Origin of the sequence: Streptomyces sp. NPDC051740, assembly GCF_044453165.1 — a bacterium.
In the GTDB taxonomy this organism is placed as follows: Bacteria; Actinomycetota; Actinomycetes; order Streptomycetales; family Streptomycetaceae; genus Streptomyces; species Streptomyces atrovirens.
The window spans coordinates 1-23,557 of the sequence record NZ_JBITCL010000038.1 but is presented as its reverse complement, the minus strand read 5'-3'; the positions used below and the strand labels follow the sequence as shown (position 1 = coordinate 23,557).

Sequence of the window (23,557 nt, the reverse complement as noted above, 5' to 3'; positions counted from 1 at the left end):
GTCCAGACGCGCTACCTGGTCAAGCAGGTCAAGGGCCTCGCGCCGACCTGGCCCGACGCCTTCAGGACGCGGTCCGCGCCCTCTGGCAGCCCCGCGTCTGTGAGCGCGTCCGCCGTCAGGCCGACCAGTACCGGCCTGGTCGTTGATGTCCGGGACCGTTTCGGACGACCCCTCCCAGTATGACCAGCCAGAAGATCGCCCCACCCGGTCAGTCAACGCGGCAGTGCCCGTCAGCGGGCCTGACCGGCGTCGTCCGGTGTGCGGTCGGTGTGCCGATGACGGTAGGACCGGGCGAGGTGCCGCTGCAGCCTGATGTGGCGGAACTGATAGACGGCACCGGCTTGGCGCAGCACACCCCGTTGATAGGCGTCTTCCAGGAAGGCGACCGTGTCCCAGGGCAGTCTGCGCGTCATCGGCAGCCAGACCCGGGACAGTGTCAGCCACTGTCCCCACGCGGTGAACGCGAGCACGTAGGACGTCGCCCCGCCCAGCCCCCCGGCCGCCCCGAGGAGAACGGCTCCCTGCACCGGCCAGCGCAGTGTTCCCAGCAGCCCCTGGAACAGGTGGACCACGGCGTACCCGCACAGGACGACTCCGAGACCGAGTGCCGGAACGAGCACGAGGAGCTGCCGGCCCGCCGTCGTACGGTTGACGGACAGCAGCCGGATCGGCGTGGCCGCGGCGGTGATGTCCATGGGCGCTTCGAACGCCGCCAGGAGCCCGAAGACCAGCCCGGCCGTCAGGCCGATGATCAGCCCGTAGAGCAGCGTGTTGATGAGCACGATCTTCATCAGTTCCGTGCGCGACAGGGTGAGCTCGCTGTCCAGCACACTCACCAGGGCGACGGCCCAGGAGTACCCGATCCCCAGCACCGAGCCCCCCAGCAGCATGAACCCGAAGCGGGTGAAGAACGTGCGGACGGGTCTCCGCCCGGCCCGACGGTCCGCGGCGGACAGTCTGAGCCGCACCCGGGACGGAACGGCGGTGGTTCGGCCGAACACGGCCAGCGCGAAGTACGTGACGCCGAAGGCGGTACCGGAGAACACCCCGACCAGCACCCCGTACAACAAGGACGGTCCCGGCCCTGCCGGCTCGACGTGCCCGGAAGCGGTGGCGAGCAGCTGCACGAGCCAGGTGGCCATGGCCATGCACAGCGCGGAGACCAGCACGGTGTGCAGGACGCGTGTGGAGACCCGCAGGTTCTGACCGAGCCGCCACCAGGCGAGGTCCTGCTGGTCGTGCGCGCCCTGGGCCAGACTGTGCGCCAGATAGCCGAGCCAGCGCTGGGCCTGGCCCGGGTCCCGGTTCCGCTGCCTGCGGCCGGCGTCGACCCGTTCGGGAGCACGGCGTCGGTAGACCGTGGGTACGAAGCCTGCCAGCAGGTGTTCTTCAAGGTGGCTCGTGGTGGGAAAGCGTGCGGTGTCGAGCAGCTCCGCCGGGTCCTTCCCGGGTGCCTCGCTGTACATCGTCCGCGCCAGAATGACCATCAAAGGGGTGCGCAGCACCTTGGCGAGCCGGATGCTCGCCGGCGCGTCACGGACCCGCAGCCGCTCCAGGACGGCATCCCACACACCCCCGCCACCCTCCTCGCCGCCGTGGGCGACGAGCCGGTCGGTCCGGGGGAGATAGGCGGCGAGGTCCTCGACGGTGAGGTCGGTGAGTTCGATGCCGGCGGCCCACACCAACGGTGCGTGCACCGCGCGGACCGCACGAGCGTACTCCTCCCTGCGGCTGGTCAGGACCAGCGGAAGCGAGGTGGCGTTGAGCGTTTCGAGAGCCGCTGCGCGCAGGGCTTCCGCGATCTCGTCGAACCCGTCCAGTACCGGCAGTATCAGGTCGGCGTCGACCAGCGCGGCGGCCAGCGTCGAGCCGCTGGGGACCTGGCGGGCCAGGTGCGGATGATCCCGTAGGAGCCGGTCGACCAGGAGGTCGCGCAACGTGGTGGTGGTCGGGTCCCACGACCCGATGCCGAAGATCACCGGCACCCGGGCCGGAGCGGCGGGGGCCGCGAGGAGGCCGAGGGCGAACTTGATGGCCAGCACCGACTTTCCGGAGCCGGCCCGGCCGAGTATCACCAGTCTCCTGGACGCGATGCTCCGGTAGGTCTCGACCACGCTCCGCAGGTCGCCGCTCAGATCAAGACCCTGGGGCGTGGCTCCCGGCTGCAGGCGCTGGATGTTCTCCGGGCGATCCATCAACTCGGCCGGAACCGGCCGCCATCGCACGGGGAGCGGAAAAGGATCGTGGACGCGGCGGTGCCCCTCCTCGCGCTGCCAGCGGCGCCGGACCTCACGGGCCAGCGAGGCAGCGGCATCGGCGAGCCCGCCGGCCGGCGGATCGGCCGGTGTGACCGGTGTGACCGGTGTGACCGGTGTGACCGGTGCCGGTCCCGGCGACTCGGCCGGTACCGGTTCCGGCGGCTCGACGACCGCTCCCTGCCGCACCCCGTCCAGGGTGCCCGTGAGCTGCCGTCGTTCCTCCGCCCCGACCTCAAGGGCGTCCGCCAGCAGGTGCAGTGTCCTCAGCCGGTGATCGGTGGACCTGCCCGTCTCCAGCCTGCGAATGGTGCGCACACTCACCGTGGACCGCTCCGCCAACTGCTCCTGCGTGAGGCGAGTGCGCTTGCGCAACCGGCGTAGGAGCGCGCCTAGTTCGTCCGTCAATCCGGGCTCCCAGCTCGCACGGGTACCAAAGGCCGGCTAGAGCGTAGCGTGACGACCGGTCACACATGGCCGGTCTTCTGGCCTGTTCCCTGAGCTGCGCGAACGCCACCGTTGTCGAGCCGGCGGCCTCGCCGGTCCCATCACACAGAGGAGACGCCAGGTTGAGATCTCTGACGCCTCGCCGCCTTCGCGCCATCGGCGTACTGCTCGCGGCCCTGGTACCGAACGCTCTCATCGGCCCCGTCGCCCGGGCGGACACACCGGTCGTCCCCGACTTCACCGACGGCTTCGGCATGACGGAGGTCGCCGACGCGACCCAGGTGCACTCCAGCACCGACTTCACGATCACCGTGACCACACCGCAGGTGTCCGGCCCGCACAGGATCCGCGTCTTCCTGCCCCGCGGATATGCCGCCGACCCGGACAAGCGGTGGCCCGTCACGTACTTCTTGCACGGAGGCGGCGGCAGCGTGAACGACGCGGTGGGCGCCCCCGCCCTGCGCTCCGACGAGATGATCACCGTCGTCCCGGACGGCGGCCTCAGGGGCTGGTACACCGACTGGCTGATGCAGAACACCGCGGTGGGAGCGGCCAGGTGGGAGACCTTCCACCTGGAGCAGGTCATCCCCTACATCGACGCCAACCTGCGCACCGTTCCCGACCGCGCGCACCGGGCGGTCGTCGGTCTGTCCATGGGCGGCTCCGGCGCGCTGCACTACGCCCAGGCCCGGCCCGACCTGTTCGGCCACACCGCTTCGCTGTCCGGCGGGATCGACTTCGCCATGGCAGAGGTCCGCGCGGCGGTCCTGGCCACAGAGCTCAACCTCACGGGCGCCTGGTGCGCGGTGAGCAGTTCCTCCGGCTCGTCCGGCACCGGCAAGTGCACCGGCTACGGCCCGTACGTCGACAGCGACGCGGTCTTCGGCTCGCCGTACCCGTTTCTGGGTGCCGACCACCTCTGGAACGCCTACGATCCCGCCGCTCCGGCCAACCTGTCCAAGCTCCACGACACCGAGGTCACGCTCTACACCGGGGACCGGGGCCTGATCGACGCCCACACCGCGACTGCCGCCGCCACCGTCAAGGCCCGTCTGGACCGGCTCGGCATCCCCGGCCGGCTCGTCGACTACGGCAACGGGGCATCGCTCTCACCCGGTTGCGACGGCGGCCACAACTACGGTTGCTGGGCCCCCGCGTTCGCGGACTACGTCCCGCGCCTGGAGGCCGCCTTCGCGACAGCGGCAACGAACTGACGTCACAGCGACCTTTCTCCAAGGAGTGGACACCATGGTGATCAAACGGAACAGGACGAAACTCCCCGTCGTGGTCGGCGCCGTGTGCGCGACGATGCTGACGCTGACGGCCCCGGCGGCGCATGCCCGGCCGGCCGAGGACGACCACACCGCCACACTCGCTGCGCTCAAGGCGTTCCAGGCGGACGCGGGCCCGGGCGCCGCGATCCACGCCGGGGGCGCCGGCGAATCCTGGACGCTGTCGGCCGGTACGGGCACCTTCAACAGCGACCGGCCCATCCGGTCGGACGAGCACTTCCGCATCGGCAGCCAGACCAAGACCTTCACCGCGGCGGTGGTGCTGCAACTGGTCGACGAGGGCAAGATCTCGCTGGACGCGGCCATCGCGGACTACCTGCCCGGTGTGGTCACCGGCAACGGCTACGACGGCACCCGCATCACCGTGCGCCAGCTGCTCCAGCACACCAGCGGCCTCGCGGCGTACGTCCCGCAGGTGGTCGTCGACAAACCCGTATCCAACCCGGACGGTACGTACGACCTGGCCGAGTTGGTACGCAAGGGGCTGAGCTACGCACCGGTCTCCGCACCCGGGACCGGCTTCACGTACTCCAACACCAACTATCTGGTCCTCGGCATGCTCGTCGAGAAGGTGACGGGGCAGCCGGTGCACGAGACCGTCACCAGCCGCGTCATCGAACCGCTGGGCCTGAGCCGGACCGTCTTCCCCGCCCCCGGCGACCGCGCCCTGCCCGCCCCGGCCGTCAACGGCTATCACGGCGTACGCGCCGGGAGCTTCTACTTCTGGACGCCCGTCCTCACCTACGACCCGTCCCTCTTCAGCAGCGCGGGGGCGATGATCTCGACGCTGGAGGACCTCACCGCCTTCTACCAGGCGCTGCTCGCGGGCAGGGTCGTCTCGGCCGCGGGCCTGGCCGAGATGCAGAAGGTGCGGGAGGCCGGACCCGGTGTCAGCTTCGGCCTCGGCATCGGCAGGAAGGAGCTGTCCTGCGGCATCGTGGCCTGGGGCCACAGCGGCGGGGTGCCCGGCTACATGTCGCAGACCATGGTCGCCGAGAACGGCCGGCACGCGTCCGTCGTGACCAACGCGCTGTTCCAGGTCAACCCACCGGCCGACCAGCTGCACGAACTCCTGGACACGGCTCTGTGCGAGGACGTGGTGCAGCGCCCCTGACTCCACGTCCGCCTCGCGCAGAACGGCACGGGGCGGGGAACGGCCCGGCCGGGCCGTTTCCCGCCCCTCACCCCCCGGCTCCCGGTGTCGACCGGCCAGGTCCCGGCCCGCTCCTCCGATGACCGGACACCGCGCAGACGGCGCCCCGCCACGGCCGCTCCCGGGCCGGTCATTCAGGACGGACCCTCGCCGGCCGGCCCCCGGCTCGTTTTCCGTGCCACGCCGAGGCAGGCGTGACACCACCCCTCCACCCCTACCTGCGGCATCAAGGAGCCGACATGGCATACCGCTACCGGTGCGGCGAATGTGGTTTCTCCACACGGTGGACCACCGAGTCCGAGGCCGAGGACCTCTCGGTCGCCCACTACGCCGACCGCCATCCCCAACTCGTCCCGGGCGGCAGCGTCGAGATCAACCGTAAGAATCCCGAAGCCGTCGGCTGCCTCCCGATGATCGGGATCACGCTCCTCCTGCTCCTGATCATCGCCTCGTGCCGGCGGTAGGCGACGGGCTGCCGACTCTACGAAACACCGACCGATCGAAGGGAACGACATGACCGAGCCGACCACCACGGAAGACGCGGAGCCCGGGCCGCCGTCGGACACACCGCCGCGGCCCGGTCATCGGCCGAGGCGGACACACGGAGCCGGGCCGACCGGGTGTCCGAGCCGGACCGGTTCCCCCTGGATCCGTCGACAGCCCCAGCGGGGATTCTGCTTGGCGGGCTGCAGGACCAGAGCCTTCACCGCACCCGCGGTCGCCGGTCTCCCGGGCTTGTTCCGGCACGTGCTGCAGTCCCACTTTCGGGGGATCAGCCTGCGGTGCCACACCGTTGACGTCCGCACGCGCTCGCAGTCGGCGGCGTACAGAGGTGTCGGCTACAGCCGTCTGCCCGGCTGGCTCAGGGAAGCAGAGTTCGGCGACGAAGAGATACGGCGACAACTCGCGGGGAACGCGATGCGGTTCCTGGGTCCGGACCGGCCGTTCGCGGCACCGGACGCCACGCGCGCCGGTCTCCCCACCTGACGCACCGAAGCCGAAACAGCCGGCCTGTCCGCCCGGCCGGCTTTCAGACGATCAGGATCCCGCGTCCGCGTGTGTGACCTGCACGGCTTTCGATGTGCGCGGCCGCGCCTCGGCGAGGGGTACGACTTCTCGACCGGCATGTGGAGCCCGCCTCGAAAGGGGCCCTGGTGTTCGGACAGGACCAGGACCTCGGGCAACGCCTCACCCGCGCGGTCACCGCACGAGCCGCTCGTCCTCGTGCTGCGCCGCGAAGTCCAGACCCTGCTGCGGCATCGCGCGGGGGACGGTGCCGCTCCGGTCCGGCGCACGGTCCGCGCGTCACCGGCCCTGCGGGAGTACGAGGAGTCGATGAGGCTGCGCCACTCGGAGTCGCCGGCGATCTCGACCTGCCGCGGACCACAACGGCCTGCCGGACGATCACGAGGTCCGTGACCGACGCCCATGCGCCGGCCCAGGACACGGCCGGTCCGGAAAACGCGGTGGACGACGTCCCCGGATGATCAAGGCGGTCCGGGAGGTCACCCGTCCCTCGTGACGCGCACGAGGAACTGCTCCACCGGGCAGGACAGGGCGAGCCGGTCTCGGGCGAGGGCGGCGTTCGTCCGCGTGCCCCGACGGACCCGCCACACGCAAGGCCTCTCCCCCTCACCCCGGGAAATGCACCCCAATGGCCCCATCGCCGTCCTTCTGCTGAGCACGTCGCCACAACCGCCATTAGCGTTTCCGCCAGACGGAGGGCCCGTCATGAACGAACTCGGACGAGACGCGTCACCACCAGGCTGAGCGTGACGAGGATTCCCGGTGATTCCGCGGGTCTTCTCGTACGTTCTCGCCCACGGCCCCGGGAACCGCCCGGGTGCCCCTCCCTCCGTCAACCGACCCGACACGCCACCGTCCGGCCGCGTCGACTTCGGACGAAGCCTGGCGGCACTGGCCCTGTTCATTCCCACAGACACGGAGGCGACCATGGGCTTCGCCGGCCGACCCCTCACATTCTTCGCCGTTGCGGTTCTCGGCTGTTCTGCCGGGCTCACCCTCATCGGGCCCGCGTCGGCCGACGTGGTCCCCCCGGACACAGCCCCGGCTGCGGCACCCCGCCCTGACGACGGCTCCTCGGCGAAGAGCCGTACCATCCACGCAGAAGCCCGGCTGCAGGTCGGCGAAGAGCTCGATCTGGGGGCGGCGGGCCGCAGTGTCGGCGACCAGTTCGTCTTCAGCGGGAACCTGACGTCGACCGAGGGACGCGAGGAACGCGTAGTCGGGCGCATCGGTGGGTTCTGCGTCATCACCGACCTCGAACGCAACGCGGGACAGTGCGCGTCGACCGCGGTGCTGCCGGAAGGTCAGATCACCGTTGAGGGCGAGCAAGCCGGAATTCCGGTACCGGGTCCGGTCGTCAACGCGATCACCGGAGGCAGCGGGGAGTTCCGTCGGGCTCATGGTCAGGTGACACAGCGGGTGTTGACGCCGGCGACCTGGCAACTCACCTTCGAAATCTCCGACGTGCGGCCTCACCGGACCGAGGACGGTCGCGGTCCGGCCGAGGTGCCGACGCCCGTGCGTCCGTCCCTCCCCGGCAAGTAGCCGCGTCGAGTGGTACCGACGCCGCCCGGGACGCGGTGACGGGAACAACGGTTCCGACCCGCACCAGGCGTCGGACAGTCCCGTCACAGGCCCTTCCTGGTCCTCTTTCCCCGAGCCACCAGGCGGAGTGGCGTCATTCGGGCCGGTGCCGGCACAGCCCCGGTCGGCCGTGAGGCGCGCCGGTTCGAAGACGGTGCGCAGCACCTCGGAACACGTACCCATCACCACACGTGGAGACGTCGTGATCAAGAACTTCCGTACGCTCACAGGCTGGGGTGTCGTCGTGGCGGCCACCGCCACGGCCGTCACAGCCACGATCGGCGCAACCGCCGGTGGCCCTCCGAACCCGTCGCCGACCGCCCCGCAGGCCCGCCCGACGGCCGGTCAGGGGAAGGAGACACAGACCGAGCCCCGGCCGGCGGAGCGCCGGCGGATCGCCTCATCGGTCCTGGACGGGGACTTCAAGTTCACACTCACCGCTCTGAGGTCGCGGACCGACCCGTTCGCGGCATCCGTGCGCCTCCAGGTCTTCACCTTCGAGAACGGCGCGTGGAGGGAATCGGACCGTGCTCTGGTCGGCGAGGCGGATTCCTGGTTCTGGTTCCCGCTGACCGGCCGCCACGCGGTGTGCGAGTTCTCCACCTCCAGTGCGGAACCCGCACCGGTTGCCGTCAGTGTGCTGATCACGCCATCGATCGGCTGCTCACCGACCGAGAACTTCCGCATCGACAACGGCCGGATCGTCCCTGTCTGACAACGGCCTCGGCAGGCGGCTCCTGGCCCGCAAGTACGGCATCCTCGGCCGGCTCACGCTCTGCGGCAGCAGGCTGCGCCGGGGGCTGGACGGGACGGTCGGGATCCGTGTGACCTTGTGGAGCGCGGGGCCCGGACAGGCCGGACCCCGCACAAGAGGGCGCTCACGATCCCTCGTACATCGTGCTTACGGCTTGTCGAGCACCGTCCCCGTCAGCACCGGCCCGTCGGGGAGCGGCTCGGCGTTGTCGTCGGTCAGTGCGAGGCGCATCGACTCGGTCGGCTCGGCGACCTGGTCCCGTACGATCGGCACGACGAAGTCCACGCCGGTGCTCCCGGGCGGGACGTTCAGCCACACCCACAGGTTCGCGTCGGACAGCGGCCGCTCGGGGTCGGGCACGTCACCGGACCAGTCCATGAGCCACTGCGGGTCCACGTCCTTGGTGGACAGCTCGGCGCCCTCGGTGACCGGAAGCACCCGCACCGGCTGCCAGATGTTCACGGCCATGGGCGCATCCACGGACAACCGCCAGGTCAGCGTCTCTCCCTCGGTCACCCGGTCCGCGACCGGCGACAGGGTGATCACCGGCTCGGGGTCGTCGTTCTCGACGGTGAGCCCACCCCGGTGCTTGCCGACGACGGCATTGTGGACGGCCTTGACGGCGATGTCGTGCTCTACGTCGTAGCCGTAGACCGTGTCGCCCTTCACTTCGACCGGCACGTCGATCGCGTCGCTGCCGGGCCGTACGGTCACGAGGCGGTCCTCGGTCCGGCCGCTGTCCGGGTCGAGGACGTACACGCGGACCTGCCCGCTGCCGTGCCCGGAGACCTCGACCGGGACCCGGTAGGTGCGGGTGCCCGAGTCGCCCTCCTCGACGATCGTGCGGCCCACGTCGACACGCGGCAGTGCGGCCGCCTTCACCGCCGAAGTGCCGGGCGCCCAGCCCCAGGCGTCCATCAGCCAGGCCCGCCCGGACTGCGAACGGGGCGTCAGTTCAAGGGACTTGACATGCCTGAGATCGAGCCCGGCCCGGGTCGCGGCCGACAGCGGGACGCGCAGCTCCTGAGCCCAGTAGGAGGCGGTGTTCGCGGAGCCCGGGAGCCCGTCCACCCGGACCGGGCCCAGCGTCACCCGACGGTTGGAGGAGTCGGTGACGGACACGTCGAACTTCGTGCCGGTCGTGTTCGGCGGTACGAAGACCCGGAGCGCGAGCTTCTGGGAGCCGCGGAGGGAGAGCGGCTTGGGCGGGGTGATGCGCGCGGCCGTGCCCGGCGCGGACCACTTCAGGTCCACCGCGCTGCGGCCGGTCTCCTGTTCCGTCTCCCACCACGCGAAGTGCGGTGACGATCCGGGAGCCTCCGGATCCAGACAGGCCACGGCCGGGTCGGGGTCGATCGCCGAACACAGCCGGGCTCCGGTCACCTCCACATCGCCGTCCGGCAGGAAACCACCGCCGCGACGGCCGCCGACCGCGTGCGTCAGCACCCGGGCCGGGTCCGCGGACGGGGCCCGCTTGCCGGAACCGTCGAGCAGCGGACGCACCCGATCGTCCCCGGCGAGGAAGAGCCGGGCCGCGGCGGCGATGTACGTGGCGCCCGCCTTGTGCTGCTGGGCGGCGGTCAGCCGGGTCGCGGCACCCGGCGTGCACACCGGGTCCGGCTGCTCCGGGTCGGTCCCGAAGTCGTCCCCGGCCGGTGCGACGGCCTCACCCGGGGTCCACTCGCTGTTGAAGTAGTTGTGGTTGGCGCCGACCATGTAGACCGCGCTGTGCAGGGCCGTGCCCCGGCTGATCCCGCGCGTCCCGTCGACGAAGTTCTCGCCCTGCAGGTCCGACACGTCGCCGTCGCAGCCAGGAAGCAGCGTCACGGACGGCACGTCGGCGACTGGGTTCTGGCCGAAGATCGTCGGTCCGATGAGCACGGTCCCGCGTACCTTCCAGCGCACCGGGCCCCGGTAGCCGTCCTCGGCGGTCGGCGGCGGGTAGAGGCTGTCCATGGCGGCCCGGTTGACGCCCTCGCCACCGCGTGAGTGGCCGACGAGCAGGACACGGGAGAGGTCCGCTTCTGCCGCCTCGCGTACGACGGCAGGGGCGGAGGAACGATGGGCGCTCCAGTCGGCCCAGCGGGCGAGGTGCTGCCGTACCAGCGAGGAACGCGCCTGCGCGCCGGCGTCCTCGGCCTCCCAGTCCTGGGCGTTGATGCCGTTCGCCGAGATCGACACCGTCACATAGCCCTGGGAAGCCAGCAGTTGCTGGTCGCGCAGGTAGCCCAGGTGGCTCGGGATCGGCTTGTAGCCGTCCGCGCAGGGCCAGTCGCCGGTCACGTCGTCCTCGGAGCCCGGCTTGTAACAGGTGCCGTGGCGGCCGTGCAGGAACAGCGCGAGCGGCCGACTGCCGGTGGCCCCCTTCGGCGCCACCACCTCGGCGGTCATCTCCACCGGGGTGTCGAACCCGGGCAGGCGCACCGGGTCGAGGTCGTACTCCCCGGTGACCGTGCGGTACGAGCCGGGTCTGCCCGGATCAACGCCGTTCGCCGGCGCCTGCGCGGGCATCCGCGCCACGCGCGATCCGGACCGGTGCGTCTCGTCGGCTGCCGCGTCCAGTCGGCGCCCCGCGGCCGTCACTTGGAGGTCCGTCAACTGCTCGGGCTGCGTCCTGCCGAGGGCGAGCCGGAAAGTCCTCCCGTCCCTCGCCGGCTTCGGCGCCCCGAGCAGCCGGTCCCCGGTACGGAACTCGACCCGCGCATCCCCCATGGGCACGGCCTTCGGTGTGCGCCAGACCAGCTCACGCGCCCCGCCCTCCCCGTCGATCCGCCACCCCGGCGGAAGCGGATTGTCGTCCGCCGTGCTCAACGGCGCCGATCTGTGAGGCTGTTCGGCCTGTGCCAGTCCGGGTGAGCCCGCCAGGGCCGCCAGCACCGCCACGGCGGTCACGCATATTCGCCGGGCATGGATCAATGGTCCTCTCCTCAAAACTCCGTGCGCAGACGTCCCGTCGGTCTCGGGCGCCCCTCGCGTCACTTAGGACGGGGGAGGGGTGTCTGCGGGTTGTCCGTGAGGAGACGCCGATAGCGGGCGAGTGATGCGATCAAGCCAGTGCGGCTGATCGCTCTCCGATACGTCGTCGCGAAGCATGCTGGTTTCCACGTCCTCGAACACGAACTGGATCACCAGGCGGGAGTTGGTTTTACCCGCTCCAGCGGACACTTGAGACGGAAGCGGTGATGGCGTTCCGTCGAGTGGTGTAGATGATCTCCGCGGTTGAGTGCGCGGGTTCCGTTCCCTGGAGTGCACCGTCTGCCGGTGAGTACTCCCTGCTCAACTGGCAGACCACCATGCAACTGTCCTTGGTGAACGGAAGGCGTTCGTCCTCACCGCCGGACAGGCCGACGACGCACCCGCCTTCACGGACGTCTTGGCCCGCTTGCGCGTTCCCCGCCGCCGCGGACGGCCCAGCACCAGGCCGGACCTGGTCCTGGCCGACAAGGCGCACTCGTCCCGCGCGATCCGCGACCACCTGCGCAGACGCGGTATCCGAGCGGTGAACCCTGAAAGGGCCGACCGGACCCGGCGCGGACCAGTCGGCGGCAGACCGCCCGTCTTCGACCGCGATGCCTACAGGCATCGCCACCCGCTACGAGAAGACCGCGGCCATCTGCCTGGCCGGACTCCACGTCGCAGGCACCTTCCTCTGGTCCGCGCGCTGATTCGAACGTCCTCAGTTCACGGATCCTCGTCCGCCGACCGTGCCAGGTACGTGTGGTTGTCCTCGATGAGGTGGTCCAGCGCGGCCCTGGCGGCGGCGAGGCCGTCGATGGCCTCGGACAGCCGGGCCCGCTCGCGGCCCATGATTTCCAGTGCCTGCCGCGCCCTGTCCTCGGTCGGCTCTGACATACAGGGCGCCATCTCGGCGATGGTGCCGCTGGACATGCCTGCTGCCAGGAACGCCTGCACGAGGCGCACCCGCTGGACGTGCTCGTCCTCGTAGTGGCGCTGTCCGCTGGGCGAGCGGGAGCTGACGAGCAGGCCCTGCTCCTCGTAGTAGCGCAGCGACCGGCGGCTGGCTCCCGTCCGGGCGGACAGTTCACCGATCCGCATGCCGAACTCCTCACATGCTGCTGACTCACTTGCTCCTGACATTGATGTGAGCTTTTAGGTCAACTCCATGCTGAAGCTCATCTTCATGATCAACCGCGTTGAGGGAATGCCGTACGAGCGTTTCGTCGAGCACCACCGGGACCGGCACGCGCCGCTGTTCACCTCCATCCCGGAGGCGGAGCGCCATGTGCGCAAGTACACCGTGTCCCACCCGGTCCCCGCCGAGAACTACCCGCCCCGGGCCTACGACGGCCTGACGGAAATCTGGTTCGAGGACTGGGAGGACCACGACGCCTTCTTCGCCTCCGAGAACTACCGGACGCTGGTCAAACCCGACGAAGCACGCTTCATCGACATGGACTCGGTGGCCGTGACGGTCACCGAGGAGAGGAAGGTCATCTGACGGACCGGCTCGGCAGACGGATACCGACTCAGCTCTCACGGCCGACCCCCGCGTAAACGTCGACGTCCACGCCCGTCACATCGTTGACATCCCGGGCCCACGGCGCATCAGTCAACGACACACCCGAACCTGCGATCAGAGATCCGAACGAAACGGCTTGGCCGGACGCAGAGGGCTGGATGCCCGGCATAGTGGCAGACTTCGCCAAGTAGGCTGCCGTAGAAGCACGTTGGTGGCCGACTGGGAGGAGAAGGCGGCCGACGGGGGTGGTGTCCGGTGTCGTACCCATCGAGCGGGGCGGCGGGTTCCCTGTCATGAGCGGCGGCATGGAATGGACCGCCACCGGCTGGCTGCTCGCGTTCGCAGGAGTCAACGCGGCACTGTACGCGACCTGGTGGCGGCGCACACGAGACGAGCGCACGTTCCTGAAGGACGTCCTCGCAGCAGGCGTGGATCCGATCCGGGCGGCGTGGTGGCTCGGCGCCTCGTGGGACGACGCGTCGCCACAACAGCAGGGTTACGCCGCGGAGGTGGCCGTCCGCCTGCTGATCCTGGCCGGCGATGCCGAGGTCGACGAGGCGGGTCGGATCACCGTGCCACGTGGACGCCTCGGTACGCAGAAGGACCCGGTACGGGCAGCGCTCGTGACGACCCTGCGCCGGCACAAGGGCGCCACGGTGTACGAATTGCTGAAGGACTCCCGCTTCGCGCGGTTCCGCAAGGCCCTCCGGGCACGTCGTCCGCCGCTGCGCAGCGAGTTCGGCACATACCGCACCCCCTCGCTGACGGCCGCCCTCGTCACGGCGTTCGGCCTGTCCCTCCACGCGATGATCACGCGGTGTCCGGTGCCCGGGCTGCCCTCCAGGGATCCGGGCGTATGGACGACCGCCTGGATACCGCTGTGGACCGTGCTGGCCGCCCTGGCGGCGATCTGGCCCGTCAGCACATCCCGTCCCTGGCCCCGCTTCGCCCGTCACTGCCGCGCCGCCGTCACCCGGGCCCTGGCCGACGAGGACAGCCGCACTCGCTACCGGGTGTCCGTCGTCAGCTCGTCCACCCCGCCCGACCGGCGCACACCGCCCAGGACGACAAGCTCACGCCCAACGGACAGCCCCAGCCGCAGCGGCCGTACGACACCCCGGTACGACCTCGACGACGCGGCCGACTCGGACACCTATGACGGCGGCTCGGACAGCGGCGACCTCGGCGGGGGCGACTGAACCCACCCGACCACCCCCGATCCTCACCGCACCTGGCGGCGCCGCTTCCTCGAGCGGAGACTGGACGGCTTGTGCGACGGCCCACGGCCCGGTGTCCCCCGGAAGACAACCGGCGCCGACGTCGAACGGGTCGTCGTCAAGACGCTCGAGGAGACGCCGAAGAACGCCGCCCACTGGTCGACCAGATCGATGGCCGAGACCGCGGGGATGTCGCAGTCGACGGTCTCGAGGATCTGGCGGGCGTTCGCCCTGGCCCCGCACCGCTCACAGAGGCTCAAGCTGTCCACCGACCCGCTGTTCATCGACAAGGTCCGCGACGTCGTCGGCCTCTCCCCCGACCCGCCGGAGAAGGCACTGGTCCTCTGCGTGGACGAGAGTCGCAGATCCAGGCCCTGGACCGGTCCCAGCCCGCCCTGCCGATGATGCCCGGCGCCCCCGAACGCCGCGGCCACGACTACGTCCGCGCCGGCACCACCACCCTCTTCGCCGTCCTCGAGGGAGAAGAGCGAAGCCGGCCAAAGGATGCCAACGGCGCCGCCCCACCACCAGCGACCCGTCGTGGCTGTCGCCTCCGTCGCCACTGCCATGCCCGTGAACAGCAGCGTCAAGACCCCGCTCCACCACCAGTTCCTACACCGGGCGGCAATGTCGGGACCGATCCATATCCCAGGCACGCGCTGATGCTGCAGACAGCCAGGATGAGACCCCATCCACAGTTCTTGACAATTCCTCCAGGTCAGCGGGGTGGCCTGGAGGACATCCAGGCTGGTGACGGCGTAGCCGGTCTCGCGTGACTGTTTGCGCCCGCTCTCCTGGCGGCGGCGATGCACCCGCAGTGCCTGCCGGCCGCAGGGGAAGGCCGGCCCACCCGTGGACGCGGCGAGGGTGAGCGTCTTGAGCGAGTGGGAGGCGAGGGTGATCGTGGCAGGGGCATGGCTGACGGCCGACAGCAGGTGCCGGTGGCGCTGGACCGTATGCGCGGAGTCGGCCAGAGCCTTGCCATCCACCGCGATCGCCCGCCCGGGCGCGGCCGCGGCCTGCATGTCGCCGTGGTTGTGTTCGGCCAGGTGGGCGCCCACGGCCGTGTCCAGGGCGTCGACGGCGGCCAGGATCCGGGTGAGGGTGGGGTGAGAGGTGGCACGGCAGCGGCCGGGCAGGTGGCGGCGCACCCCCATCCGTGCCAGCAGGCCGACGGCGGCGCGCCGGCCCCACTCGGCGATCTCCTCGATGGTCCGCGCGCCGGAGGCCACCGCGCACGAGCAGATCAGCAGCACGCTGACCAGGGGATACCAACGGCCGCGGCGCGAGCGCGGGTCAGGGACGCGCTCGAGCTGGGCGTGCAGACACCCGATGCCGTGTTCGTCGAGTGGACCCAGTTCGGTCAGGACGGCAAGGATGAGCGGGCAGGCAGGGGACCTCTTCGTGATCAGCTGGCTTCGACACCGACAAGATCACTGACTCCGTGCCTGTTCTGCTGCGGCGTCGACTCCCGCCGCACAGCGACGATGGAGCGGGCGTCCTGACGTTGGCCGTTCGCCCCCTGTGAGGTCTTGCTCCGCGCCCGCCGGCGCCGGCCTGGCGGCCGTCCGGACCGGCGGACGGGGCGACGTCACGCAGGGACGCCGAGCGGCGGGTGCTCGAGCACGCGGGGCTTGTACTCGACCAGCTGGATGCGGCCGTCGAAGGTACGGTGCTCGACCATCTCGAGGGCAACGTCCGGATAGCCGTCGTAGATGCGTTCTTTTCCCGTGTTCCCGGTGATCACCGGGAACATCACGACCCGGAAGCGGTCGACGAGTCCGGCTCGTAGCAGGGACCGGCACAGGCTGAGGCTGCCGATCGTGCTGAGGAGCCCCGAGCCACTCGACTTCATGGCGCGGACCGCCTCGACGGCGTCGTCGCGGACGAGCGTGGAGTTGGCCCACGTCAATGGCTCCTCGAGCGAGGAGGAGAACACCACCTTGGACGCTTGCGTGAGCTCGTCGACGGATGCCTCTTCTTCGGGCCTGAACTCGTCTTGGCCGTTCGGGACCTCGCCTGCGGCGAAACCCGACATCAGGCGGTAGGTGTTCGCTCCCATCAGGTAGGTGGCCCCGGGCTGCTTGCCGAGCCATGCGAGGTACTCCGGGCCCTCGAGGCCCCAGAACCCGGGCCATCCCTCTCCCGATGCGTGGCCGTCGAGGGAGGTGATGAAGTCGACGAGAAGCTCCGACATGGCGGTGTCCTTTCCTGGGATGTCACGAGCTTGGACCGGCCGGGAGCCACAAACTCATCGGTCGTGCTGTGGAGTGACGAGAAAACCCATGACGCTGCAGCTGGTCAGGTCGGCGGGGCGGCACTGCTTCGGAGGACCCGGAGTCCCGCATGACTGCGCTCTGCACACAGTCGGGCAATGATCCCCACGCGATGGGGAGCAGCGGTGTGAGTTCTGTCAAAGCCCCAGCTCAGCCCCACCCGCGAACGCCCCCGACGATCTACGCGATCCCGGAACCTGAAGCGGCCCTGGCCTTCGGCCGCCCCATACGTGCCACCAGGCGAATCTGCACATTTGAACAGAATCCCTGACTCAGAAGACCGGCGCTTACCTCTGAAGTCATTGAGGCGCGCGACGCTCCTGGCTACGTTTGCGTTCTCCTGTCGGAACGAATGAAGGGGTCGGACATGCCCGCATATGGGTTCGCGCACTTACGTGACCGTCGCCACCACCCGGACATCCTTGAGTACCTCAAAAGGATCCAGGGCACCCTCGATCCGTTCCATGGCCGCTTTCTGATCCACGGCCCGCCGACGGCGGTGGTAGAGGGAAGCTGGCCGGGCAGCATGGTGCTGATCGAGTTTCCTGGCATGGCCGAGGCCCGCGCTTGGTACGAGTCCGCCGAGTACCAGAAGATCCTGCGGTTGCGAGCCGACCACATCAGCGGAGACCTCGTATTGGTCGAGGGCGTCGGTCCCGGGTACGACCCGTTTGAACGTGCGGAGAAACTCCAGGCAGGGACGCCCGGGCGAAATACCTAATACGCTGCACAGGCTCTGTCAACCGCGTCCGCCTCCGCTGACACCGACGAGCACGAACACCGGCGGTCAGGTCCGAACTTCAACGAACCATTGAGCCTTTTCCAACTTGACGGCGGCGGCGAGGTGTTGGAGGTTGCCGGCGGTACGGGACGGCGAAGCCCCTGGTAGACGGGTCCTCAATCGAGATCACCCGTGTCCGCCAGGAGCTTCGCGTGCTCGTCTGTCCCTCGTCGACCGATCTGTCCAGCGGCGCCCTGCGCTACCTGACCACGCGGCTCCGTCCCGGCAGCGAGAGATCGGGACCCGGTGGCGACGGCTGCCTGTCGGCCGTCAGGCCCTGCTCGCCCTCGCCCACCTGAGGTGCGGGGACAGCTACGCACGGCTCGCCACCGGGTTCGGTATCGGCGTCGTGACCGTGTACCGATACATACGTGAGGTGATCGACGTCCTGGCCGCCGCCGCTCCGACCCTGCCCGAGGCGATGAAGACCGTACGGGCGAAAGCCTCCGCGATCCCGGACGGCACCCTGCTGCCGATCGACCGGATCGCCGCCGACACCCGTACTGCTCCGGAAACACAGCCGACACCCGTACTGCTCCGGAAAACACAAACGTCACGGCACGAACGTCCAGGTCCTCACCGACCCGTTCGGCGGACCGCTGTGGGCCTCACCGGCATTGCCCGGATCGCCCCATGACCTGACCGCCGCGCGGTAGCACGGCATCATTGACTCGCTTGCCGAGGCCGACGTGAAGCGCTGGGTGGACAAGGCTTACCAGGACGCCGGACGCCTCGTCCGGGTGCCGTTCAGGGGCCGTCTACTCAAACGCTGGAAGCGGCGGCACGACAGCACCCACGCCAGGATCCGCTGTCTCGGCGAACAGGCCATGGCTGCCCCGAAGGGCTGGTGCCTTCTGCGGAAGCTCCGCTGCAGTACCAATCGGATCACCGGCGTCGTGAAGACCGTTCTCGTTCTTCACCAGCCTCAACCCGAGGTGGGAAAAGGCTCGTAGTGATCGGCGCGCCATCGGCCAGGTGACGCGCGCCGCGACGCCGCAGCCGAAGCGGCGGCGACAAGGGCCTGGATGGTGCGGCCCTGGCGCAGCGCAGGTGGCCCCCGCCCCATGGACCGGGAGTGCGGTTCTGCCGGAGCGGGCGCCGCGCGCGGGGCAGGGCTGCCGCGCCTCGCCCGCCGAGGGGTCCGGACGGACACTCTCCCTGTGCACTGCGGCACCGCCCGGCAGGCCCGTCCTGAGCCGCGCACGCCGGATGGGTCACTGATACTGGACGAATGGGTAAGCTTCGGCAATACGTCCCGGTGGGCCGGCGGGGCGGCCGGGTGCCGTCGGAAGCCGGCCCGGAGGGGCAGCGCGGCTCGGCCGGCCGACGCGTCCTGTCCCTGCTGAATCCTCGCAGCGTCGCCGGTCAGGTCTTCCTGCTGCAACTGGTGGTCGTGCTGTTGCTCATCGTCACGGCCGTGGTGGCGCTCGTGATCCAGGGCCGCAACAGCGCCATCCGGGAGGCCGGTGATCGCTCGCTGGTGGCGGCCGAGTCGTTCGCGAAGGCGCCGGGCACGGCGGAGGCGATGCGGAGCGATGACCCGACCGCCGCGCTTCAGCCCCATGCCGAGGCAGTGCGCAAGAAGACCGGTGTCGACTACGTCGTGGCGCTGAGCCCCTACGGCTTCCGCTGGACCCACCCGGACCCGGACCAGATCGGGAAGCACGTCTCCGCCTCCTACGGCGAGGCGCTCGAAGGTGAGCCCTACCAGACCACGTTCGACAGCAGTCTGGGAAAGGCGGTCGACTCGACGGTGGCCGTCTTCGACGAGGAGGGGACCGCGGTCGGCCTCGTCACCGTGGGGGTCACGGTGGACAAGGTGACCAGTGTGGTGCAGCACCAGCTCCCTGTGCTCTTCGCGGCCGGCGGTGTCGCGCTGCTCCTTGCCGCGGGCGGGTCGGCGCTGGTCAGCGGGCGATTGCGACGCCAGACCCGAGGTCTGTTGCCGGTGGAGATGACCCGCATGTACGAGCATCACGACGCGGTGCTGCACGCGGTGCGCGAAGGCGTGATCATCACGGACGTCGACGGGAAGCTGCTGCTGGTCAACGACGAGGCACGCCGGCTGCTCGCCCTGCCGCCGAAGGCCGAGGGCAAGCCGGTCACGGCGCTCGGGATGAGCCCGGCCCTGGCCAGGCTGCTGGAATCGGCCCGGTCGGTCACGGACAAGGTCTTCCTCGCCGGGGACCTCCTGCTCGCGGTCAGCCTGCGGCCGGTGGGCCCGAAGGGGGGTGTCGTCGCCACCCTGCGGGACACCACGGAGCTGCGCGCCCTCGCGGGCCGGGCGGAGGTGGCGGGCGGGCGCCTGCAACTGCTGTACGAGGCCAGCACACGAATAGGGACGACCCTCGACATGAAACGCACCGCCGAGGAGCTGACCGAGGTGGCGGTCCCGCGCTTCGCCGACTTCGCCACCGTGGAGTTGGTCGAGCCCGTGCTGCTCGGTGACGAGCCGACGGAAACGCGTACGGAGATGCGCCGGATCGCAGTCGCGGGCATCCGGGAGGAGGCGCCGCTCAACCCGGTCGGGACGCCCCTGCGCTACGTGTCCGACAACCCCGTGTCCGTAGGCATGACCACCGGTCGTCCGGTCCTGGTGCCGCACCTCGCCATGGCCGACGGATGGCGCGCCCAGGACCCGGAGCAGACCCGGAAGGCCATCGAATACGGGATCCATTCCATGATTTCCGTGCCGCTCCAGGCTCGGGGGCAATTGCTGGGCGTCGTGGAGTTCTGGCGTTCGGAGCAGGACCCCTTCGAGTCGGACGACCTCTTCCCCGCCGAGGAGCTCGCCACGCGGGCGGCCGTGTGCATCGACAACGCGCGCCGCTACACCCGCGAGCACACCACGGCTGTCACCCTCCAGCGCAGCCTGCTGCCCAGGGCGCTCCCCGAGCTGTCCGCCCTGGAGGTCGGGCACCGGTATCTCCCCGCCCAGGCGGGCGTGGGCGGCGACTGGTACGACGTCATCCCGCTGCCGGGGGCCCGGGTCGCCCTGGTGGTCGGTGACGTCGTCGGCCACGGACTGCACGCCGCCGCGACGATGGGCCGCCTGAGAACCGCGGTGCACAACTTCGCCTCGCTGGACCTGTCTCCGGACGAGCTTCTCGCGCACCTGGACGATGTGATCACCCGGATCGACCAGGACGCGGCGGCCGAGGGGAACACCGAGGCCGTCACCGGTGCCACCTGCCTCTACGCCGTCTACGATCCGGTCTCCGGGCGGTGTGTCCTGGCCCGGGCCGGTCATCCCGGTCCGGCGCTGGTGTCGGCCGACGGCTCCGTGACCTTCCCCGACATCCCCGTCGCCCCGCCGCTCGGTGTGGGCGGGGGTCTGCCGGTCGAGACGGCCGAACTCCGGCTGGCCGCCGACAGCCGACTGGTCCTGTACACCGACGGGCTGGTCGAGGCCCGAGGGCGTGACATCGACATCGGGCTCGGCATGCTGAGGGAGGCACTGCTCCGTACGGACGGAGCCACCCCGGACGGCACCTGCCGCGTGGTGCTCGACGCGATGCTGGGCGACGGGTCGAGTGACGACATCGCCCTGCTCGTCGCACGGACCCGGCTGCTGGACCCGGACCGGGTCGCGGAGTGGGAGGTGCCCGACGACCCCGCCGCCGTCTCCCGGATCCGGGCCGAGGCGACCGGCAGGCTGGAGTCCTGGGGGCTCGGCGAGACCGCCTTCACGACCGAGCTGATCCTCAGCGAACTGGTCACGAACGCCATCCGTTACGGAGCGAGCCCCATCAGCCTGCGACTGCTGCGCGACGGCGACAGTCTGATCTGCGAGGTCGGCGACGGCACCAGCACCTCCCCGCACTTGCGCCGTGCGGCCATCACCGACGAAGGGGGCCGTGGCCTGTTCCTCGTGGCCCAGCTGTCGCGCCGCTGGGGCACCCGGTACACCGACAGGGGGAAGATCATCTGGGCTGAGCAGTCACTGGACACCGGTACCGCCGGGGGCCTGAGCGGTCTCCTGACGGCCGGGCTGTGAGGAGGGAGCGGGGTCACGGAACCGGTGCTCCCCTCACGGGTGCGCCCGCCCGGCGGTGTTCAGGAGCCGTCGTCGACGGTGAGGTACGGGATCTTGACCGGATCCTGGCCGAAGGCGGCCCCGAGATAGACGGCCGACAGTTTGGCGAGCGTCCCGTCGTCGATCAGCTGCTTGATGATCCGGTCCAGCTCCTCCTCGTCGGGTGACCCCTTCGGGTACAGGGCGCCATAGCTCTGACCGGTCCTGTACCGGCCCACGAGGCGCACCCTGTCCTCCTTCTTCTGGGGATACGCCAGCAGGATCGTCGTGTCGTGGACGACCGCGTCGATCCGCCCCTTCTCCAGCGCCGTGACCAGATCCGGGTCGTTGGCGAACGCGGTCACGGGCTTGGTCGGCTTGAGGCGGTTCGCGACGAACTCCTCGCCCGTGGTGCCCTCGGCCACCCCGATGCGGACGTCGCGGATGTTGTCCTCGTCGATCTGCTCGCCGTCCCTGATGAGCAGTCCCAGGGTCGAGGAGAGGTAGGGCGGGGAGAACGCGGCGACCCTGCTCCGTTCCGGGGTGATCGTGATCTGTGCCAGGGCCAGGTCGAAGTCCTTGGTCCGGCCGGACACGACCTCCGGGAAGGGGGCGTTCTTCACCGCCACCCGGTCGAGAGCGGCCCGGTAGGCGATGTTGGCCGCCATGCAGTACTCGTATCCGCTCGTCACGGAGTCCGGCGTGTCGCCGTTCCACCAGCCGGGCGCGGGCAGGGTCGTCTTGACCGTGAGGGCGCCCGCCGTCTCGGGCGACAGGTCGAACTCCCCGTATCGTCCTGAGATCGGGCAGTCACCGTAACGGACGTTCGACGGCTCCGACCCGCCCTGGTCGCACGCCGACGTCACGGCGATGAGCGCCACACTGACAGCCCCGGAGACGATCGCTGCCGCGGCGCGCATCATTGCACCTCCGGTAGGGACATGCTCCTGACGTCACCATAAATCACCACACACGATGCGACCGCCCGAGCCTGAGGGCGGCCCGCAGCCCGGCGGGGTGCTCCGCTCCGGTGACAGTCGCGGGCTGTCGTGCGCGGCCACGCGACGGGCCGTCCCGGGCCTGCTCTTGTGTTCACCGCCGCATAGGACGAACAGAGGAGTGGTGCCGTGGCCTCTCGGGGTTCCGACCTCTCGTACACCGTGCCGGGTACGAGCACGCAGGACAGCAGCCGGATCGTGGCGATGCTGCAGCTGCGCCTGCACGCGCTGAACTATCCGCACCTGACGTCGAAGCACGTCCACTGAAACGTGGTCGGTCCGCACTTCATCGCGGTCCACGAGATGCTCGACCCTCAGGTGGACGAGGTGCGGTCCATGACCGACGACCTCGCCGAGCGGATCTCCGCCCTCGGTGGTGAGCCCAAGGGAACTCCCGGTGCCCTGGTCGACGAGCGCACCTGGAACGATTACTCGATCGGGCGGGCCGAAGCCATCGAGCACCTCGGTGCCCCGGACCTCGTCTGCACGGGTGTGATCAAGGACCACTGTGAGGCCATGCAGGCCACCGAGACGTCCGACCCGGTCACCCAGGACATGCACATCGAGCAACTGCGGGGGCTGGAGCCGTTCCAGTCGTTCGTACGCGCCCACCTGGAGTCCAGCGGCGGCAGGCTCAGCACCTGCGGCGCCACCACGGAGACCGGCGCCGCAGGACAGGCGGCGGACCAGGCACGCGAGCAGCCTTGACCGGGACGGGAACGAGCCGCGCCCCGTTCCTTCCCGTGGGTGGTCAGCCGACGGCGCCGCTGACACACTCCTTCAGTGCCTGGCCCGGCCACAACGTGACGCGGTCGTCGTCGGGGTGGAAGGTACCGAACCCGAGCACCGTGACGGTCCCGCCCCTCTTGAGCCCTTCGGCGATCACTCCGGGGTGCTCCACGGTGCCGAAGAGCGCGTCGACCACCCGCTCCACCTGCTCCGCCGCCAGGTGCTGATCCGTGTCCGCGGTTCGGCGTGCGGCGGCTTCGACCAGGGCGTTCTTGTCCATGGCTTCCCCTTCGGGGGCAGTGTGTGACGACATTCCCGTCACCGTGTTCCGCCGCTCGCCGCCCCGTCCGAGGGGCAGACGACGCGGACGGCGACCGCTCAGGTCCCGGCAGGACGGCGACCCGGGCGGGAGCCGCGCCGAACGGCTCTGCGAGGAGGCTCAGCGGGTACATCGCCCACTCCATCCCGAGCACGACAGCCCCGCCGGCGGGCAGGTCCGCTCGGGGCACACCCCTGTTCCGGGTCATCCGACCGGGGTGCCGTCGGCGAT

At 70.1% G+C, this 23,557-nt stretch carries 15 protein-coding genes and 6 pseudogenes; 14 read left to right on the top strand and 7 right to left on the bottom strand.

From position 1 onward, the window contains the following. Positions 1-230: 230 nt before the first annotated feature. Positions 231-2,663 (bottom strand): helix-turn-helix domain-containing protein, encoded by a 2,433-nt coding sequence (locus ACIA6T_RS34450; RefSeq protein ID WP_399450446.1) that lies wholly within the window; start codon positions 2,661-2,663, stop codon positions 231-233. Positions 2,664-2,824: 161 nt separating this feature from the next. Here ACIA6T_RS34450 and ACIA6T_RS34445 point away from each other — a divergent pair, with 161 nt between their 5' ends. The 6 genes and pseudogenes from ACIA6T_RS34445 to ACIA6T_RS34420 form a co-directional block, all read left to right on the top strand. After that, positions 2,825-3,916, top strand: a complete 1,092-nt coding sequence (locus tag ACIA6T_RS34445) for an alpha/beta hydrolase (RefSeq protein WP_399450445.1) — start codon at positions 2,825-2,827, stop codon at positions 3,914-3,916. Between the two features lie 34 nt (positions 3,917-3,950). Further along, positions 3,951-5,108, top strand: coding sequence for a serine hydrolase domain-containing protein (locus tag ACIA6T_RS34440; RefSeq protein WP_399450443.1), 1,158 nt, complete (start codon positions 3,951-3,953; stop codon positions 5,106-5,108). 278 nt (positions 5,109-5,386) lie between these two features. Further along, on the top strand, positions 5,387-5,611 hold the full coding sequence (locus ACIA6T_RS34435) for a hypothetical protein (protein WP_399450442.1): 225 nt from the start codon (positions 5,387-5,389) through the stop codon (positions 5,609-5,611). A 1,489-nt stretch (positions 5,612-7,100) separates the two neighbouring features. Further along, positions 7,101-7,718 carry a dirigent protein gene (locus ACIA6T_RS34430; protein ID WP_399450441.1) on the top strand — a complete coding sequence of 206 codons (618 nt, stop codon included), beginning with the start codon at positions 7,101-7,103 and terminating at the stop codon, positions 7,716-7,718. A 241-nt stretch (positions 7,719-7,959) separates the two neighbouring features. Further along, positions 7,960-8,472, top strand: a complete 513-nt coding sequence (locus ACIA6T_RS34425; protein ID WP_399450440.1) for a hypothetical protein — start codon at positions 7,960-7,962, stop codon at positions 8,470-8,472. A 13-nt stretch (positions 8,473-8,485) separates the two neighbouring features. Further along, positions 8,486-8,590: pseudogene (locus tag ACIA6T_RS34420) on the top strand (PPOX class F420-dependent oxidoreductase); the annotation flags it as partial. A gap of 68 nt (positions 8,591-8,658) precedes the next feature. On the opposite strand, the gene ACIA6T_RS34415 reads toward ACIA6T_RS34420, so the two are convergent. Further along, positions 8,659-11,427, bottom strand: a complete 2,769-nt coding sequence (locus tag ACIA6T_RS34415) for a hypothetical protein (protein ID WP_399450439.1) — start codon at positions 11,425-11,427, stop codon at positions 8,659-8,661. A gap of 367 nt (positions 11,428-11,794) precedes the next feature. Between ACIA6T_RS34415 and ACIA6T_RS34410 the strand changes: the two are divergent. Then, a pseudogene (locus tag ACIA6T_RS34410) lies at positions 11,795-12,100 on the top strand (transposase); the annotation flags it as partial. A gap of 92 nt (positions 12,101-12,192) precedes the next feature. On the opposite strand, the gene ACIA6T_RS34405 reads toward ACIA6T_RS34410, so the two are convergent. Beyond that, complete coding sequence (locus ACIA6T_RS34405; RefSeq protein WP_399450438.1) at positions 12,193-12,567, bottom strand: MerR family transcriptional regulator; 375 nt, start codon at positions 12,565-12,567, stop codon at positions 12,193-12,195. 67 nt (positions 12,568-12,634) lie between these two features. Between ACIA6T_RS34405 and ACIA6T_RS34400 the strand changes: the two genes are divergently transcribed. The 3 genes and pseudogenes from ACIA6T_RS34400 to ACIA6T_RS34390 all read left to right on the top strand — a co-directional run. Then, positions 12,635-12,970 carry an EthD domain-containing protein gene (locus ACIA6T_RS34400; protein ID WP_399450437.1) on the top strand — a complete coding sequence of 112 codons (336 nt, stop codon included), beginning with the start codon at positions 12,635-12,637 and terminating at the stop codon, positions 12,968-12,970. Positions 12,971-13,284: 314 nt separating this feature from the next. Next, positions 13,285-14,190 carry a hypothetical protein gene (locus ACIA6T_RS34395; RefSeq protein WP_399450436.1) on the top strand — a complete coding sequence of 302 codons (906 nt, stop codon included), beginning with the start codon at positions 13,285-13,287 and terminating at the stop codon, positions 14,188-14,190. Positions 14,191-14,220: 30 nt separating this feature from the next. Further along, positions 14,221-14,687, top strand: a pseudogene (locus tag ACIA6T_RS34390) (IS630 family transposase); the annotation flags it as partial. Positions 14,688-15,293: 606 nt separating this feature from the next. Here ACIA6T_RS34390 and ACIA6T_RS34385 read toward each other — a convergent pair. Together ACIA6T_RS34385 and ACIA6T_RS34380 are read right to left on the bottom strand one after the other, a co-directional pair. Beyond that, a pseudogene (locus ACIA6T_RS34385) lies at positions 15,294-15,533 on the bottom strand (transposase family protein); the annotation flags it as partial. A gap of 266 nt (positions 15,534-15,799) precedes the next feature. Next, positions 15,800-16,405 (bottom strand): dihydrofolate reductase family protein, encoded by a 606-nt coding sequence (locus ACIA6T_RS34380; protein WP_399450435.1) that lies wholly within the window; start codon positions 16,403-16,405, stop codon positions 15,800-15,802. Between the two features lie 446 nt (positions 16,406-16,851). On the opposite strand from ACIA6T_RS34380, the gene ACIA6T_RS34375 reads away from it, so the two are divergent. The 3 genes and pseudogenes from ACIA6T_RS34375 to ACIA6T_RS34365 all read left to right on the top strand — a co-directional run bounded on the left by ACIA6T_RS34375 (position 16,852) and on the right by ACIA6T_RS34365 (position 21,262). Then, entirely contained in the window at positions 16,852-17,205 is a 354-nt protein-coding gene (locus tag ACIA6T_RS34375; RefSeq protein WP_399450434.1) for a DUF1330 domain-containing protein, read from the top strand. A gap of 212 nt (positions 17,206-17,417) precedes the next feature. Next, positions 17,418-18,218: pseudogene (locus ACIA6T_RS34370) on the top strand (transposase family protein). Positions 18,219-18,496: 278 nt separating this feature from the next. Next, positions 18,497-21,262, top strand: coding sequence for a SpoIIE family protein phosphatase (locus ACIA6T_RS34365; protein WP_399450433.1), 2,766 nt, complete (start codon positions 18,497-18,499; stop codon positions 21,260-21,262). 59 nt (positions 21,263-21,321) lie between these two features. Here the strand turns inward: ACIA6T_RS34365 and ACIA6T_RS34360 are convergent, their stop codons facing one another. Then, on the bottom strand, positions 21,322-22,200 hold the full coding sequence (locus tag ACIA6T_RS34360) for an ABC transporter substrate-binding protein (protein ID WP_399450432.1): 879 nt from the start codon (positions 22,198-22,200) through the stop codon (positions 21,322-21,324). A 207-nt stretch (positions 22,201-22,407) separates the two neighbouring features. Between ACIA6T_RS34360 and ACIA6T_RS34355 the strand changes: the two are divergent. Then, a pseudogene (locus ACIA6T_RS34355) lies at positions 22,408-22,986 on the top strand (Dps family protein). A 43-nt stretch (positions 22,987-23,029) separates the two neighbouring features. Here ACIA6T_RS34355 and ACIA6T_RS34350 read toward each other — a convergent pair. Next, positions 23,030-23,287, bottom strand: a complete 258-nt coding sequence (locus tag ACIA6T_RS34350; protein ID WP_399450431.1) for an HU family DNA-binding protein — start codon at positions 23,285-23,287, stop codon at positions 23,030-23,032. Between the last annotated feature and the right edge of the window lie 270 nt (positions 23,288-23,557).

What these genes read in the sequence shown, in the direction of transcription:
- ACIA6T_RS34440 (WP_399450443.1), top strand. Translation starts at nt 3,951, where the DNA reads ATGGTGATCAAACGGAACAGGACGAAACTCCCCGTCGTGGTCGGCGCC.
- ACIA6T_RS34435 (WP_399450442.1), top strand. Translation starts at nt 5,387, where the DNA reads ATGGCATACCGCTACCGGTGCGGCGAATGTGGTTTCTCCACACGGTGG.
- ACIA6T_RS34430 (WP_399450441.1), top strand. Translation starts at nt 7,101, where the DNA reads ATGGGCTTCGCCGGCCGACCCCTCACATTCTTCGCCGTTGCGGTTCTC.
- ACIA6T_RS34405 (WP_399450438.1), bottom strand. Translation starts at nt 12,567, where the DNA reads ATGCGGATCGGTGAACTGTCCGCCCGGACGGGAGCCAGCCGCCGGTCG.
- ACIA6T_RS34400 (WP_399450437.1), top strand. Translation starts at nt 12,635, where the DNA reads ATGCTGAAGCTCATCTTCATGATCAACCGCGTTGAGGGAATGCCGTAC.
- ACIA6T_RS34395 (WP_399450436.1), top strand. Translation starts at nt 13,285, where the DNA reads ATGAGCGGCGGCATGGAATGGACCGCCACCGGCTGGCTGCTCGCGTTC.
- ACIA6T_RS34380 (WP_399450435.1), bottom strand. Translation starts at nt 16,405, where the DNA reads ATGTCGGAGCTTCTCGTCGACTTCATCACCTCCCTCGACGGCCACGCA.
- ACIA6T_RS34375 (WP_399450434.1), top strand. Translation starts at nt 16,852, where the DNA reads ATGCCCGCATATGGGTTCGCGCACTTACGTGACCGTCGCCACCACCCG.
- ACIA6T_RS34365 (WP_399450433.1), top strand. Translation starts at nt 18,497, where the DNA reads ATGGGTAAGCTTCGGCAATACGTCCCGGTGGGCCGGCGGGGCGGCCGG.
- ACIA6T_RS34360 (WP_399450432.1), bottom strand. Translation starts at nt 22,200, where the DNA reads ATGCGCGCCGCGGCAGCGATCGTCTCCGGGGCTGTCAGTGTGGCGCTC.
- ACIA6T_RS34350 (WP_399450431.1), bottom strand. Translation starts at nt 23,287, where the DNA reads ATGGACAAGAACGCCCTGGTCGAAGCCGCCGCACGCCGAACCGCGGAC.